This is a genomic window from Variovorax sp. 01T432 (genome assembly GCF_056398605.1).
This window is the reverse complement of the sequence record NZ_JBFTPS010000033.1, coordinates 1-13,995: the sequence shown is the minus strand read 5'-3', so window position 1 is coordinate 13,995 and position 13,995 is coordinate 1. Positions and strand designations below refer to the sequence as shown.

The following is a 13,995-nucleotide window of genomic DNA, read 5'->3' as shown; positions in this document are numbered from 1 at the left end:
AGGCCCATCCTAGGCAGGGACGGGCGGCGTCGCTTGATGTACGTCAAGCCGCGCAGCCGGCGGCGCGGCGCTCAGGCCATCGAGCTGATGGTCCGGCGAAAGCGCATCAGAGAGGCGGCGAACATCAGGACGCCGAAGGCGACGATGATCAGGAACTGCGGCCAGACCACCTCGATGCCCGCGCCGCGAAACAGGATCGCCTGCCCCGCCGACACGAAGTGCGTGGTCGGCGCGGCCAGCATCAGGTTCTGCACGAAGGGCGGCATGCTCTCGCGCGGCGTGCTGCCGCCCGAGAGCAGCTGCAGCGGCAGCAGCACCAGGATGACCAGCATGCCGAACTGCGGCATCGAGCGCGCCAGCGTGGCGAGGAAGATCCCCATCGACGTGGTCGCGAACAGATGCAGCGCCGCGGCCAGCATGAAGAGCATCACCGATCCCTGGATCGGCACCCGCAGCGCGCCCTGCACCACCAGCAGCAGCGCGATGCCCACCGCCACCAGCACCACCAGCCCCATCGACCAGATCTTCGCCAGCATGATCTCCGCCGGCGTGACGGGCATCACCAGCAGATGCTCGATGGTGCCGTGCTCGCGCTCGCGGATCAGTGCCGCGCCGGTGAGGATGATCGACAGCATCGTCACGTTGTTGATCAGCTCCGCCAGCGAGCCGAACCACGGGCTCGTCAGGTTGGGGTTGAAGCGCATGCGCAGCGCCAGGTCCACCTGCGGCGTCGGGTCGCCGCGATAGTGCTGCAGGAACTCGTTGACCTCGGAGGCCACGATCTGCTGGATGTAGGCGTTGCCGGTGAAGGCCTGGCTCATGCGGGTGGCATCCACGTTGAGCTGCGCCACCGGCGAACGCCCCGCCAGCACGTCGCGCTGGAAACCCGGCGGGATATCCAGCACGAAGGTCTGCTCGCCGCTGTCCAGGACGGCATCCATGCGGGCGAGCGAGATCATCGCCGGCGTCTTGAAGTGCGGCGGGTAGAAGGCCGAGACGATGCGCGCCGACAGCGGCGAGCCGTCTTCGTCGACGATGGCGATGGGCGCGCGGTGCAGGCTCTCCGGCATGGCCGTCGCGGCCAGGTAGATCGAGGCCGTGAACGAATACAGGATCAGCACCACCATGATCGGATCGCGTGCCAGGCTCCACAGCTCCTTCACGCCCAGGCGCAGCACGTGCGACGGTGATGGAAGCCTGCTCATGACCGCTGCTGCTTCTTCAGGAGAACGATCGTCAGCCCGAGAATCACCGGAACGGCCGCCAGCATGGCCCCGAAGGAGGCCCACAGGCTCGTGATGTCCAGCGCCTTGCCGAACACGCCGCGGCTGATGGTCAGGAAATGCGCGGCCGGATAGACCCGTCCGACGAAGGCGCCCACGCCTTCGAGCGAGGACACCGGGTCCATCAGCCCCGAGAACTGCACGCAGGGGATGATGGTGCCGATCAGCGTCACGAAGATGGACGCGATCTGGCTGCGGGTGAAGGTCGAGCACAGCAGGCCCAGCCCGGTGGAGCAGATGTTGTAGATCAGCGCCGCCAGCGCCAGCGTGGCGAAGCTGCCCTTCATCGGCACGCCGAACACGGTCACGGCCAACACCGACATCGTCAGGAAGTTGAACATCGCCAGCACCACGTAGGGCAACTGCTTGCCCAGCAGGAACTCGGTGCGCGTGACCGGCGTGACGTAGAGATTGATGATCGAGCCCAGCTCCTTCTCGCGCACCACCGACAGCGCCGCCAGCATGGACGGAATCATCATCAGCAGCAGCGGGATCACCGCCGGCACCATGGCCGGCAGGCTCTTCACGTCCGGGTTGTAGCGGTAGCGGGTCTCCAGCGTGCTGGAGGGCCTGGGCACCACGCCCAGGCGATGGGTGGCGACATCCACCAGCCAGGCCTGGTGCATGGCCTGCACGTAGCCGCGCACGGTCTCGGCGCGCGCGGGCATGGCGCCGTCGACCCAGGCCGCGATCTGCACAGCCGCGCCGCGCTGCACGTCGCGCGCGAACCCGTGCGGAATCTCGATGGCCAGCGAGAGCTCGCCGCTGCGCATGCGCCGGTCCAGCTGCTCGTAGTCGGTGATGGGCGGCTTCTCGATGAAATAGCGCGAGCCCGACAGGTTGAGCGCGTAGTTCTGGCTCAGCGTGGTCTGGTCGCGGTCGAGCACCGCATAGCTGAGGTTCTCGACATCCAGGCTGATGCCGTAGCCGATGATGAACATCAGGATCACCGTGCCCAGCAGGGCCAGCGTGGCGCGAACGGGGTCGCGCCGCAGTTCCAGCGCCTCCCGCTGCGAGTAGCTGAGCGCACGCATGAGGCTGAAGCCGCTGGCGCGCCCGCGGCGCGGCGCGGCGGGCGCATCCGCCGCACCTGGCGCAACGGGCGCAACGGGCGCAACGGGCGCTGCGACGCCCGCGCCCTCCTCGCCTTGCTCGCCCGGACCGGGCGCCGGCGAGGCCTCCCGGAGATAGGCGATGAAGGCCTGCTCCAGCGTATCCACGCCGCGCCGGCGCACCAGCGCGGCCGGGCTGTCGCTCACCAGCACGCGGCCGGCATGCATCAGCGAGATCCGGTCGCAGCGCTCGGCCTCGTTCATGAAGTGGGTGGAGATGAAGATGGTCACGCCGTCGGCGCGCGCCAGGTCGATCATCAGTTGCCAGAACATGTCGCGCGCCACCGGGTCCACGCCGGATGTCGGCTCGTCCAGGATCAGCAGCTCGGGCTTGTGCACCATGGCCACGGCCAGCGACAGGCGCTGCCGGATGCCCAGCGGCACGGTCTCCGGGAGCCTGTCGAGGACGTGGCCCAGGCCGAAGCGCTTCACCATCTCGTCCACGCGGCCCCCAACCTCGGCCTCGGGCACGCCGAAGAGCCGCGCGTGCAGCACGAGGTTCTGGCGCACCGTCAGTTCCCCGTAGAGCGAGAAGGCCTGCGACATGTAGCCCACCCGCCGGCGCGTGTCCAGGTCCTCGGGCGCGACCTCGCGGCCGAACAGCCAGGCCTGGCCCTCGCTGGCCGGCAGCAGGCCCGTGAGCATCTTCATCGTGGTCGACTTGCCGCAGCCGTTGGAGCCCAGGAAGCCGAAGATCTCGCCGCGGCGGATGCGGAAGTCGACATGGTCCACGGCCACGAAGTCGCCGAAGCGCATGGTCAGCCCGCGGGCCTCGATGGCGACGCCGTCCTCGCCCGCGTCGACCAGGGGCGGTATGACGACGGCGCGATGCTCCCTGCGCTTTTCCTGCGGCAGCAGCGCGATGAATGCCGCTTCGAGCGAGTCCGTGCCGGTGCGCGCGCGCAGCGCGGCCGGTGCGCCGGTGGCCAGCAGCTTGCCGGCATCCATCGCCATCAGCCAGTCGAAGCGCTCGGCTTCCTCCATGTAGGCCGTTGCGACCACCACGCTCAGCGGCGTGCCGGCCGCCGCGCGTTCGCCGCGGATGCGGTCGATGAGCTGCCAGAACTGGCCGCGCGACAGGGGATCGACCCCCGTGGTGGGCTCGTCCAGGATCAGCAGATCCGGGTCGTGGATCAGGGCGCAGCACAGGCCCAGCTTCTGCTTCATGCCGCCCGAGAGCTTGCCGACCGGGCGCGACAGGAAGGGCCGCAGTCCCATGGTGCCGGTGAGCCCGTCGATGCGCCGCCGCCGCTCGGCAGCGCCGTGGCCGAACAGGCGGCCGAAGAATTGCAGGTTCTCCTCCACCGAGAGCGTGGGGTAGAGGTTGCGGCCCAGCCCTTGCGGCATGTAGGCGATGCGCGGGCACACCGTCTGCCGGTGGCGCAGGCTCGCCATGTCGCCGCCCAGCACCTCGATGCGCCCCTCCTGGATGGCCTGCGCGCCGGCCAGCAACGCGAGCAGGCTCGACTTGCCCACGCCGTCGGGCCCGATCAGGCCCACCATGCAGCGGGCCGGAATCTCCAGGTCGATGCCGTCCAGTGCGAGCGTGCGCCCATGGTGGAGCGCGACGCCGGCGAGGCGGGCGACGCAATCCGGGCCGGCGGCGGCCTGCGCCATCAGGGAACCCGCACGGCCAGCGCGTCCGGCCACGCGGCCTTCGCATCGCGCTTGATCCAGGCGATGCCCGGCAGCCCGGTCTTGACCTGCTTGAGATGCTTGCGCAGCAGTTCGCGGTCGATCCGCGCCTTGACGCGGAACATCAGCTTCTGGCGCTCGCTCGCCGTCTCCACCGTCTTGGGCGTGAACTGGGCAGTGCTGGCGACGAAGGACACCTCGGCCGGGATCACGTAGCTGGGCGCGGCGTCCAGCACGATGTGCACCTCGCTGCCCAGCGCCAGCGCGCCGGCGACGGCCTCGGGCACGAAGAAGGTCATGTACACGTCGGAGAGGTCCACCAGGTTCAGCAGCTTGCCGCCCGGCGCCAGCACCTCGCCCTGCTGGACGATGCGGTACTGCACGCGGCCGTCGCGCGGCGCGACGAGCGCGCTGTCGTCGATGTCGGCCTTGATGCGCGCGACGGTGGCCTCGGCGGCCGTGACGGCCGAGCGCGCGCCCGCGACCTGGGTCCGGGCCGCGACGACAGCCGCCCGCGCCGCCTCCACCTGCGCGCGCGCAGCGACCAGCGCGGCCCGCACGCTTCGCTCATGCGCGCGGTCATCGTCGAGTTCCTGCAGCGAGGACGCGCCCTCGCGCGCCAGCGTTTCGGAACGCCGCAGCCGCCGCTGCGCCGCGTCGAGCTCGCTCTCGCGCTGCGCCACCAGCGCCAGGGCCGCCTGCCGGTCGCTCTCGCGCACCGCCACCTGGGCCTCGGCGCTCGCCACCGCGGCGATGGTCTGCTGGTGATGGGCGCGCGCCTCGTCGCGCTGCGCTTCGAGCGTCTCCACCTGCATGTGCGCGAGCATCTGCCCGGCGCTGACGAAGTCGCCCTCGTCCACCAGGATGTCGCGCACGCGGCCGCCGAGCTTGGTGGCGACGTCGACCTCGGTGGCCTCGATGCGCCCGTTGGCACTCACGAAACCCTCGCCCGGGCCGTTCGGCCGCAGCGCCTGCCATGCATAGAGGCTCGCGCCGCCGAGGGCGAGCGCGAGTGCGACGAGGATGAGCGTCTTGCGGGGCGGGATCTTCATGTCGGTTTTCATGGGGAGGGCCCTCCGCCGAGGGCCGCATAGAGCGCCACGCTGGTGCTCAGCAGGGCGCGGCGCGTCTGCACCAGCTGCTGTTCGGCGGCCAGCAGGTCGCGCTGGGCATCCAGCACGTCCAGGAAGCCGGAGGCGCCGCTGTCGTAGCGCAGCTGCGAGAGCCGGGCGCGTTCCGTCTGCGCCGCCAGGGCCTGCCGGGCAATGGTCAGCTGCCGGGCCAGCCAGCGGCGCGCCGACAGGGCGTCCGCGACGTCGCGGAAGGCGACCTGCACGGCCTTCTCGTAGCCGGCCACCGCCAGATCGCGCCGGGCCTCGGCCACGCTGAGGTTGTTGCGGCGGCGCTCGCCGTCGAAGATGGGCAGCGAAATGGCCGGCGAGAAGGTCCAGGCGCCGCTGCCTGTCGCGAACAGGCCATCGAGCTGCGCGCTCGCCGTGCCGAAAGCCGCCGTGAGCGTCACGCGCGGGAAGAAGGCGGCGCGCGCGGCGCCGATGTTCGCGTTCGCGGCCTTCAGTTGATGCTCGGCGGCGATGATGTCCGGCCGGCCGGCGAGCAGGTCCGAAGGCAGCCCCGCGCGCACTTCCGCGAACAGGGGCTGTTCGTCCAGGCGCCCGGGTGCGGGCGTCGCATCCACGGGCGCCCCGACCAGCAGCGTCAGCGCATGCAGCTGGGCCTCGCGCGCCTGTTCGAGCTGAGCGCCCAGCGCCTGGGCCTGCGACAGCAGCGTCTCGACCTGCGTGACGCTCAGGCGCGAGGCCGCGCCCACCTCCAGCCGGCGGCTGAAGATGCGCAGGCTCTCCGCCCGGGTCTCTGTCGTGTGGCGCGCCAGCGCGATGCGCTCGTCGAGTTCGCGCAATGCGAGGTAGCCGTTGGCGACCTCCGCGATCAGCCCGACGAGGACGGCGCGGCGCGCGGCGTCGGTGGCCAGGAAGCTCTCCAGCCCCGCCCGGTCGAGGTCGCGCACGCGGCCCCAGAGGTCCAGCTCCCAGTTGCTGATGCCGAGCGCGGCCTGGTACTGGCTGGCGACCAGCGGCTGCCCGGTCAGGTTGAGATCGGCGGGCACTCGGGACCGGTCCAGGCCCGCCTGCGCGGAGAGCATCGGCAGGCGGTCCGCGCGCTGGATGCCCCAGGCGGCGCGGGCTTCCTCCACCCGCGCCACGGCGCTGCGGATGTCGCGGTTGTTCGCCAGGGCAAGCGCGATCAACTCGCGCAGGCGGGGGTCGATGAAGTAGATCTGCCAACCCGGGGCCGCCGCTTCGGGTGCCTGTGTGGCGGCAACATCGTCGAAACGCGAGGCCACCGGCAGCGGCGGCAGATCGTCAGGCGGCGCCATCGAAGCACAGCCGCACGACAGCGCAAGCGCCAGGCTGATGACGGCAGGCCGACTCACTTTCGGCGCAGTCCTGCGCGCCCCTCATCCACGGCGGGCCCCATCACGCCGACCGGACCCGTGGGCGGCGGGAAGCCATAGAAGCTCTCGTTCAGATAGCGCGTCACCTCGAGGACGTCGTCGTCGTTCCATCGCAGGGAGGCGGCCTCGTCCCAGCGCCGCACCTGCGCCTTGAGGCTGTCCCAGTCGGTGGCGAGCTTCTTGTCGCGCCAATGGATCTGCGCGGTGTGGCAGGCGATGCAATGCGTGGCATACAGCAACTCGCCGCGTGCCTGCGCCCTCGGCGAGGAGAGCGGCGCGAGCGCGCCGAGCAGCAGCAATGCCGCCAGCATGACGGCGTGCCGCTGGCGCAACGGCCGCATCAGCGCGCCGGTTCTTGGATTCTGGGAAATGGGCGACATGATCAACTCCTTCGACCGGGCACTCAGCATGACCCGGCGGCGGGCCCGCGGTGTTGACCTAGCGCAAGCGCCGGGAAGAGCGGCTGGCCGGGCGCCACATGCGCGGCGCCGCGGCATGAAATCTTGATCCACCTCAACACCAGGGCCCCCTCGCGCGCGCAGGATGTATTTCATTGCGTCTTGCGAGGAGAAATCATGGAAGCCAATGTCGGAACCGCCGATCGGACCTTGCGGATTGCCGTGGGGGTCTTGCTGATCGGGCTTGCCATCGCCGGGACGATCGGCCCTTGGGGCTATATCGGCGTGGTGCCCCTGATCACCGGGCTGGCCTCGAGATGTCCGGCCTATTCACTCTTCGGATTCAGCACCTGCTCGCGAGAAGCGCCGTGAAGCCGCGAGGCAGCAGCGCATTGCTCGCGCGCTGAGTTCGTGCCCGCGAATGGCCGCAGACGGCTGGAGACAAACAGAGACAAGGAGACGCGCGATGGTGGCGCAACTGCTGCAGAAGCTTGCGGACGCGAAGCTTCCGCTCGTCATTGTCGACCGGGCCGAGATCGAGAAACTGCGATTGATCGAAGCCGCGGGTCATATCCGGGCGTTCATCCCCTGCGTTCACGTCGATTGCGACGACTGCGCGCGGCAGGACCCCGCCACGGTGTTCGAGATCACGCCGCGTGGACAGCGCATGCTGGCCTTGCGCCGCGAAGCCGTTCCCGATGCCGGCCTTCCGGCCGCGGAGGCGCCCGCGCGACGGCCGAAACGACGCATGATGACCTTTCTTGCGCGCCGGATTGCACGCAAGGGCCCCGCCTAGGAAGCGGCGCTCGCGCCGGGCGCGGGAGCCTGCTTGGGCAGCATCGCGACGATCCGCGCGCCCTTGTCCGGGCTGGAACTCACAGTGAGCGTTCCGCCGCAGAGTTCGACGCGCTCACGCATTCCCGACAAGCCATGCCGCGACGATGACAACTGGCTGGCATCGAAGCCGACACCATTGTCGGAGACGGACACCATCGTGTCCTGTCCGCAGTCGACCAGCAGCACTTGCGCCTGGGTGGCGCAGGCGTACTTGGCGATGTTCGTCAAGCACTCCTGGACGAGGCGATACGCGACGAGCCGGCCAGGATCGCCGATCAGCACATCCTCCAGCCTGGTCGAGACGGCCACGTCGGAGGTGAAGGCGAAATCGCTTGCCAGGTCTTCCAGCGACGCCGCCAGGCCGGAATCTTCGAGCAGCGGGGGCGCCAGGCCCTCGACGATCGAGGTCTTCAGCATCATGCCCCGGTTGAGGGTGCTGAAGAGGTGTTCGAGGCGTTGCGCGATCTCGGGCCGCTCGCCGCCCAGGCGTGACCTGAGACACGCGACGTCGAGCTTGGCCGCCGTCAGGATCGCGCCCAGCTCATCATGAAGCTCGCGCGCCAGGTGCGCACGCTCCTGCTCCCGGACCCGCTGCAACTCGGTTTCCCGCTCTGCCCATGGCTGCGTCCTGTTCTGGACAGTGACGAGATCGATCTTCATTCGGCTTTCCTCAGAAATCGTGGCCCGCAGCGGGCTCGGACTCATCATCGATCGTGCCGCACACGAACTTATTGACTCATGTCAACGATTCGAGCGAGCCGAAACAAAGGCTCACACGAGCCCCGCCTCAATGCGACATCAGCACCGGCAGCGTCATCGACTCCAGGATCGAGCGCGTGACGCCGCCGAGCACCCATTCGCGCGCGCGGCTGTGGCCATAGCAGCCCATCACGAGGAGGTCCGAACCCAGGTCGGATGTCAGCGACAGGAGATTGGCGCCCGCGTCGCCGGTTTCGGGCCCGCCCGGATGGGCCGTGGCCTGTACGCCCTCGATCTTCAGGTACGCCTGCAGATCGTGAAGCGCTTTCCCGGCGTCCTCGCCGTAGCTCACGAGGTCCACCCGCCGGGCGGTGCGCAGCCATGGCAAGGCGGCCGAGACGGCGCGCGCGGATTCGCGTGTCTCCTTCCAGGCCACCAGCACGGTCTGGCCGATCGGGCTGACGGGGCCGGCGTAGGGAAGAATCAGCGCCGGCTTGCCGCTCTCGACCAGCAGGCTCGGAAGGAAATCGACCGGCAATTCGCTCGCCTGCGGGTCGTCCGCATCGCGCTGCCCCAGGACCATCAGGTCGGCGTACAGCGCCCGGCGCGCGAAGCCCCAGGGCGCGTCGCTCGCCGGCTCGGTCCAGTGCATCCGGGTCGAGCCTTCGCTGCCCTTCATGAAGGTGGCATACGCCTTGTCGCGGCATTCCTTGTCGAGGTCCTGCATGATGGCCACGGCTTCGGCCGCGCCCTCCAGCGCGAAGGGATAGCGCATCAGGGCGGACATCGTGCACGGCGCGCCGGTCACCTCCGCATCGAAGGCTTCGGCCAGTTGGCGAGCGACCTTGACGCGCTCCGCCGCGCGCGGCGAACTGTCCAGGTGCAACAGGATCGATCTGGGGTTTTGCATGGATGCTCCTTCAGGGAATGAGGTGAATGCCCGCACCTTAGCCCCGCGCGGACGCGGCCGGTTTGTCCGAGGTCAAGCCAGCTGGATCGCGGCGGCACGCGCCCGGTCGCGCGCCCGATCCTTGACAAGGCGCAATACCGCGGCCTCGCGCGCTTCTTAAAGTGCCTTCATCACTTGGGGAGCCCGAAATGACGAACTTGCGCAAGCTCTGGCGCCGCGGCGCTCTGATTCTCCTCGCCCTCCCGGCATGCATGGCCTTCGCGGCGCCCGTCGTGCTGGCGCCGGGCGCCAGCACCAACGGCGGCATCGGCAACGAGGAACAGCAGGCGATGCAGGTTACACGGGACCTCTACAACCTGCGGCTGACCTTCGCCGAGGCGCGCAGCGGCGCCTATCTCACGGGCGTCTCCGTCACGATCGAGGGGACAGGCCGCGCGGCCTCCTTCGGCCCTTATCGGGACACCGGGCCGCTGTTCTATGTGCACCTCGACCCCGGCGCCTACCGGGTCAGCGCCACCTACGCGGGCAGCACGCAGACCCGGACCGTGCACATCGAGCGCGGCGCCGTCGAGGCGGTCTTCTACTGGTCGCAGGAATAGGGAGCGCTTCATGTCCATCTTCCGTGCCGTCCTCTGGCTCGACCATCGCGAGGCCCACCTGGTGCGCCTCGACCCGCCCGAACGCATGCGGGTCCACAACCTCTATGCCCATCCGCCGGACGCGCGCCAGCCCGGCGGCGCCGCGCGCACCGAGGAGGCCTTCTTCGGCAGCGTCTGCGATGCGCTGACCGGCATCAAGGAAGTCCTGGTCACCGCGCCGAACCTCGCGCAGGCCGCCTTCCGCCGCTACGTCGAGAAGCATCGCCCCGCCCTGATGTCGCAGATCGTCGGCTGGGACACCGTCGCCCATCCGACCGAGGCGCAGCTGGTGGCCCTGGCCCATCAGTTCTACGCCAGGCTCGACCGCATCACCAGCCGCGCCGCACAGGAATGAAGCCCTGAGGAAATCAACCATCATGACCGTCAAGAAACTGCTTTTTCGCGAAGAGGCACGCGACAAGATCCGCCGCGGCGTCGACACGCTCGCCGACGCGGTGAAAGTCACGCTGGGCCCGCGCGGGCGCACCGTGATCATCGACAGCGAGTTCGGCACGCCCCAGATCGTGAACTCCGGCGTGGTGGTCGCTCGCTCGATCGAGCTGGAGGACCGCTTCGAGAACATGGGCGCCCAGCTGCTGCGCGAGGTTGCGGCCCGCACCAGCGAGATGGCCGGAGACGGCACCACCACCGCCACCGTGCTGGCGCACTCGATGATCCAGGAGGGCCTGAAGTACCTGGCCGCCGGCATGAACCCGATGGACCTGCGCCGTGGCATCGACCTGGCCGTGGAGACCGTGGTCGCCGAACTCAAGGCCATGGCGCAGCCCTGCGCCACCTCGCAGGAAATCGCGCACGTGGCGGCGATCTCGGCCAACAACGACCGCTCCATCGGCGACCTGATCGCCAGCGCGATGGACAAGGTCGGCCGCGAGGGCGCGGTGTCGATCGAGGACGGCTCCGGACTGGTGAGCGAGCTGGAGATCGTCGAGGGGCTGCAGTTCGATCGCGGCTATCTCTCGCCCTACTTCATCAACAACGCCGAGAAGCAGGCGGCCGTGCTGGAGAACGTGCAGATCGTGCTGTGCGACCAGCGGCTGTCGGCCATCAACGACCTGGTGCCGCTGCTGGAGGCCGCCGCCAAGTCGGGCTCGCCGCTGCTGGTGATTGCCGAGGACGTGGACGCCGATGCGCTGGCCACGCTGGTCATCAACAGCGTGCGCGGCGTGGTCAAGACCTGCGCCGTCAAGGCCCCGGGCTTCGGCGACCGCCGCAAGGCCATGCTGCAGGACATGGGCGTGCTGACCGGCGGCCAGGTCATTTCCAGCGAACTCGGCCTGAGCCTGGCCAGCGCGAAGGTCGAGCACCTGGGGCGCGCGCGCCGCGTGGTGATCGACAAGGAGAGCACCACGATCATCGGCGGCGCGGGCGATACGCAGGCCATCCGCGACCGCATCGCCGCGATCCGCAAGGAACGCGACAGCCAGACCAGCGACTACGAGCGCAAGCAGCTCGACGAGCGCATCGCCAAGCTCTCGGGCGGCGTGGCGCTGATCAAGGTCGGCGCCGCGACCGAGACGGAGCTCAAGGAGCGCAAGCTGCGCGTGGAGGACGCCCTGCACGCGACGCGTGCCGCGGTCGAGGAAGGCATCGTGCCCGGCGGCGGCGTGGCGCTGCTGCGCGCGCGCCGGGCCCTGGCCAAGATCAGCGAGCCGAACCTGGACCAGGCCTCGGGCATCAAGATCATCGAGCGCGCGCTCGAGGAGCCGCTGCGCCGCATCGTGAGCAACGCCGCCGAAGAGCCGTCCATCGTGCTGGCCAGGGTGGACGAGTCGACGAAGCGCAGCTTCGGCTACAACGCCGCGACGCGCGCCTACGGCGACATGCTGGAGATGGGCGTGATCGACCCGGCCAAGGTGACGCGGCTGGCGCTGCAGAACGCGGCTTCGATCGCCAGCCTGATCCTGACCACGGACTGCATGATCGCCAATGCGCCGAAGAAGGCCTCGGCCGAGTCCCGGCCCGGCCTGGACCCCGAACTCTACTGAAGCTCAGGCGCCCCAGCGGGCGCTGGCGAAAGCCCCGACGAAGCGGGCCAGTTCGTCCGCCGGCAAGCCGTCGATGCCGGCCGCGCGCGCACGTCCACCGCCGCCGAAGCGCCTGCAGAGTTCATGCGCGCCCGAGGGCGAGGCCAGCGGCGCGCGCAGGCTGACGGCGAAGCCCTTGCCGGCCCGCTTGAGCACCGCATGCGCGCATTCCGGCTCGGCGCTGGCCAGCTGATTGGCGATGCAGCCCAGCACGCGCCGGCTCCACGGCGCGTCGGGCAGCACGCGCACGTTGCCCCGCGTGTCCTGCCAGAGCGGGGCGACCGCCATGGCCTGCTCCAGATCGGCGCGGCGCTGCGCGTCGATCTCGTCCACGATCGATTCGTGCGCCATCATGTCGCGCGGGTCCGGGTAGCGCGCCATGATGGCGTAGAGCTCGCGCGGGGCGATGCGCACGTCGCGCTCGTCGTCGCCATAGGCGTTGTAGTTGATCGCCTCCCCGAGGCGCCGCAGCAGCGCGCAGTCGCCGGCATCGACGTCGGACGCCAGCGCGAGGCGGTCGGCGACGGCGGCGAGATTGTCGCCATAGGCACCCACCAGCGCCCAGGCGCGATGGGCCCCGCCGAGCCGGCGGTCCACCAGCAGGCTGGTGCAGATGTCGCTGGCGCAGTCGATATGCGCCTCGAGCAGCGGGTGCGAGGGCATCTCGCACACCTCGTGGTGATCGAAATAGCGCACCCGCGCGCCGACATCGAGCAACTGCCCCAGGGCCTGGCGATTGCGCCGTATCGACAGGTCGAACACATTGACCTCGTCGCCGGCCTTGGCATGCACGTGAGCGACCAGCGCGATGTCGCGCTTCAGGCCGGTGACAAGTTCGGCGGCCGCGGGCTCATGCAGCCGCCACTGCACGACGGCGCAGAGGCCGTCGGCATCGCCGTTGCAGACATCGAATCGCTGGACCATGGCGCTGCCCCGCGGCGCTCAGGGCTGCGCCCGCCAGCCGCCGTCGCGATCCCGGCAGGCCGTGCCCGTGAACTTGTCGGGCCGGCCGGCCACCCAGGCGTCCACCACGTATTCGCGGCAGGTCGCGCCGCCGCGCTCGAAGGTGCGGGTGGGCGTCATCACATAGCTGTCACCGGTTTCCATGTTGCGCCACTTCGTCTCCTGGCCGGACGGCATCGTCTCCAGCACGGTGAGCGTGCGCCGGCGGTCGCCCTGGTCCATTGCGAGGCCCGCCAGGCCGCCGACCAGCTTGGGCGCGACGGGCTCGGCGGGTTTGCGCCAAGGCATGGCGTCGCAGCCGGCCAGCGTCAGCGCGAGGCACGCGCATGTCAGGGCAAGGAGTCTTCGCATGATGGAGGGGTCGCGCGCCATCTCTCGCGGTCTAGCCGTCGATCGGAACGCCGCCGCCGAAGCGGCAAATCCAGCGATCCCACAGGTCCTGATTGATGGCGACCAGGGATTGCTGCCACGCGGACAGCAGCCGCAGCTGGTTGGTCTGCGCCTGCATCAGGCCCTGGGTGAACATGTTCTGCCAATCGAGAGCCGATCGGAGATAGCCATCGGCGAGCAATGGCAGCGGGGAGGAAACATCATTGGGCATATCAATTCTCCAGGGGGTCGTGGCACTCGAAGCTTCCACCATCGTAGGCTCGGCGGCAAGGCGATGCTTGATGCACATCAAGGTGCGTCGCCTCGCGGCTGCCGCCCCGGACCTTGATCGAGCGCAAGGCGCGTGCTCGGCGGGGTCCTAGACTGAAGGCGTCGTGCTGGCCAGCGCCTGCATTCCCGGCGAAACGCGGTGCGATACCTCGTTCAAACCACCCTGGAGCAACTCATGAGCGCATTGACCCCTTTCGACCGCATCGAAAACCTCTTCCCCGAAATGCTGCGCCGCTGGTCTCGTCCGCTGTCGCTGGCCGACGATGTCAAGCTGCCCGCGGACATCCGCGTGGACGTCAGCGAGAACGACAAGGAGTACCTCGTCAGCGCCGAGATCCCCGG

General features: G+C 69.5%; 15 protein-coding genes. 5 read left to right on the top strand and 10 right to left on the bottom strand.

Features of this window, described 5'->3' with window-relative positions:
• Nucleotides 1-71: 71 nt before the first annotated feature.
• From AC1DNF_RS22790 to AC1DNF_RS22770, 5 genes are read right to left on the bottom strand one after another with little or no spacing between them, the layout of a single operon-like run.
• Nucleotides 72-1,205 (bottom strand): ABC transporter permease, encoded by a 1,134-nt coding sequence (locus tag AC1DNF_RS22790; RefSeq protein WP_478150908.1) that lies wholly within the window; start codon nucleotides 1,203-1,205, stop codon nucleotides 72-74.
• On the bottom strand, nucleotides 1,202-4,012 hold the full coding sequence (gene rbbA / locus AC1DNF_RS22785) for a ribosome-associated ATPase/putative transporter RbbA (RefSeq protein WP_478150906.1): 2,811 nt from the start codon (nucleotides 4,010-4,012) through the stop codon (nucleotides 1,202-1,204). Before rbbA ends, AC1DNF_RS22790 begins: the two co-directional genes overlap by 4 nt.
• The gene (locus AC1DNF_RS22780) at nucleotides 4,012-5,082 is read right to left on the bottom strand and encodes an HlyD family secretion protein (protein ID WP_478150905.1); all 1,071 of its coding nucleotides are present in this window, start codon (nucleotides 5,080-5,082) and stop codon (nucleotides 4,012-4,014) included. Before AC1DNF_RS22780 ends, rbbA begins: the two co-directional genes overlap by 1 nt.
• A gap of 8 nt (nucleotides 5,083-5,090) precedes the next feature.
• Nucleotides 5,091-6,482 carry an efflux transporter outer membrane subunit gene (locus AC1DNF_RS22775; RefSeq protein ID WP_478150904.1) on the bottom strand — a complete coding sequence of 464 codons (1,392 nt, stop codon included), beginning with the start codon at nucleotides 6,480-6,482 and terminating at the stop codon, nucleotides 5,091-5,093.
• Nucleotides 6,479-6,883 carry a cytochrome C gene (locus tag AC1DNF_RS22770; RefSeq protein ID WP_478150903.1) on the bottom strand — a complete coding sequence of 135 codons (405 nt, stop codon included), beginning with the start codon at nucleotides 6,881-6,883 and terminating at the stop codon, nucleotides 6,479-6,481. Before AC1DNF_RS22770 ends, AC1DNF_RS22775 begins: the two co-directional genes overlap by 4 nt.
• 195 nt (nucleotides 6,884-7,078) lie before the next feature.
• Between AC1DNF_RS22770 and AC1DNF_RS22765 the strand changes: the two genes are divergently transcribed.
• Nucleotides 7,079-7,273: a YgaP family membrane protein gene (locus AC1DNF_RS22765; protein WP_478150902.1), complete on the top strand. Its 195-nt coding sequence runs from the start codon at nucleotides 7,079-7,081 to the stop codon at nucleotides 7,271-7,273.
• A 94-nt stretch (nucleotides 7,274-7,367) separates the two neighbouring features.
• Nucleotides 7,368-7,697: a hypothetical protein gene (locus AC1DNF_RS22760; protein WP_478150901.1), complete on the top strand. Its 330-nt coding sequence runs from the start codon at nucleotides 7,368-7,370 to the stop codon at nucleotides 7,695-7,697.
• On the opposite strand, the gene AC1DNF_RS22755 is transcribed toward AC1DNF_RS22760, so the two are convergent.
• Nucleotides 7,694-8,398 carry a sensor histidine kinase gene (locus AC1DNF_RS22755; RefSeq protein WP_478150900.1) on the bottom strand — a complete coding sequence of 235 codons (705 nt, stop codon included), beginning with the start codon at nucleotides 8,396-8,398 and terminating at the stop codon, nucleotides 7,694-7,696. The genes AC1DNF_RS22760 and AC1DNF_RS22755 overlap by 4 nt on opposite strands.
• 127 nt (nucleotides 8,399-8,525) lie before the next feature.
• Complete coding sequence (locus tag AC1DNF_RS22750) at nucleotides 8,526-9,347, bottom strand: universal stress protein (RefSeq protein WP_478150899.1); 822 nt, start codon at nucleotides 9,345-9,347, stop codon at nucleotides 8,526-8,528.
• 188 nt (nucleotides 9,348-9,535) lie between these two features.
• On the opposite strand from AC1DNF_RS22750, the gene AC1DNF_RS22745 reads away from it, so the two are divergent.
• From AC1DNF_RS22745 to groL, 3 genes are read left to right on the top strand one after another with little or no spacing between them, the layout of a single operon-like run.
• Entirely contained in the window at nucleotides 9,536-9,946 is a 411-nt protein-coding gene (locus AC1DNF_RS22745; protein ID WP_478150898.1) for a hypothetical protein, read from the top strand.
• 10 nt (nucleotides 9,947-9,956) lie between these two features.
• Nucleotides 9,957-10,340 carry a hypothetical protein gene (locus tag AC1DNF_RS22740; RefSeq protein ID WP_478150897.1) on the top strand — a complete coding sequence of 128 codons (384 nt, stop codon included), beginning with the start codon at nucleotides 9,957-9,959 and terminating at the stop codon, nucleotides 10,338-10,340.
• A gap of 22 nt (nucleotides 10,341-10,362) precedes the next feature.
• Nucleotides 10,363-11,991 carry a chaperonin GroEL gene (gene groL / locus AC1DNF_RS22735; RefSeq protein ID WP_478150896.1) on the top strand — a complete coding sequence of 543 codons (1,629 nt, stop codon included), beginning with the start codon at nucleotides 10,363-10,365 and terminating at the stop codon, nucleotides 11,989-11,991.
• A gap of 3 nt (nucleotides 11,992-11,994) precedes the next feature.
• Here groL and AC1DNF_RS22730 read toward each other — a convergent pair whose 3' ends face one another.
• Genes AC1DNF_RS22730 through AC1DNF_RS22720 form a run of 3 tightly spaced genes read right to left on the bottom strand, consistent with a single transcriptional unit; the run spans nucleotide 11,995 to nucleotide 13,675 of the window.
• Nucleotides 11,995-12,954, bottom strand: coding sequence for a hypothetical protein (locus AC1DNF_RS22730; RefSeq protein ID WP_478150895.1), 960 nt, complete (start codon nucleotides 12,952-12,954; stop codon nucleotides 11,995-11,997).
• Between the two features lie 18 nt (nucleotides 12,955-12,972).
• Entirely contained in the window at nucleotides 12,973-13,344 is a 372-nt protein-coding gene (locus AC1DNF_RS22725) for an RT0821/Lpp0805 family surface protein (RefSeq protein WP_478150894.1), read from the bottom strand.
• A gap of 31 nt (nucleotides 13,345-13,375) precedes the next feature.
• Nucleotides 13,376-13,675, bottom strand: coding sequence for a hypothetical protein (locus AC1DNF_RS22720; RefSeq protein WP_478150893.1), 300 nt, complete (start codon nucleotides 13,673-13,675; stop codon nucleotides 13,376-13,378).
• Nucleotides 13,676-13,995 lie beyond the last annotated feature (320 nt).

Coding starts and splice junctions, on each gene's coding strand:
- AC1DNF_RS22790 (WP_478150908.1), bottom strand. CDS start 1,205: ATGAGCAGGCTTCCATCACCGTCGCACGTGCTGCGCCTGGGCGTGAAG.
- rbbA (WP_478150906.1), bottom strand. CDS start 4,012: ATGGCGCAGGCCGCCGCCGGCCCGGATTGCGTCGCCCGCCTCGCCGGC.
- AC1DNF_RS22780 (WP_478150905.1), bottom strand. CDS start 5,082: ATGAAGATCCCGCCCCGCAAGACGCTCATCCTCGTCGCACTCGCGCTC.
- AC1DNF_RS22770 (WP_478150903.1), bottom strand. CDS start 6,883: ATGTCGCCCATTTCCCAGAATCCAAGAACCGGCGCGCTGATGCGGCCG.
- AC1DNF_RS22765 (WP_478150902.1), top strand. CDS start 7,079: ATGGAAGCCAATGTCGGAACCGCCGATCGGACCTTGCGGATTGCCGTG.
- AC1DNF_RS22760 (WP_478150901.1), top strand. CDS start 7,368: ATGGTGGCGCAACTGCTGCAGAAGCTTGCGGACGCGAAGCTTCCGCTC.
- AC1DNF_RS22755 (WP_478150900.1), bottom strand. CDS start 8,398: ATGAAGATCGATCTCGTCACTGTCCAGAACAGGACGCAGCCATGGGCA.
- AC1DNF_RS22750 (WP_478150899.1), bottom strand. CDS start 9,347: ATGCAAAACCCCAGATCGATCCTGTTGCACCTGGACAGTTCGCCGCGC.
- AC1DNF_RS22745 (WP_478150898.1), top strand. CDS start 9,536: ATGACGAACTTGCGCAAGCTCTGGCGCCGCGGCGCTCTGATTCTCCTC.
- AC1DNF_RS22740 (WP_478150897.1), top strand. CDS start 9,957: ATGTCCATCTTCCGTGCCGTCCTCTGGCTCGACCATCGCGAGGCCCAC.
- groL (WP_478150896.1), top strand. CDS start 10,363: ATGACCGTCAAGAAACTGCTTTTTCGCGAAGAGGCACGCGACAAGATC.
- AC1DNF_RS22730 (WP_478150895.1), bottom strand. CDS start 12,954: ATGGTCCAGCGATTCGATGTCTGCAACGGCGATGCCGACGGCCTCTGC.
- AC1DNF_RS22725 (WP_478150894.1), bottom strand. CDS start 13,344: ATGCGAAGACTCCTTGCCCTGACATGCGCGTGCCTCGCGCTGACGCTG.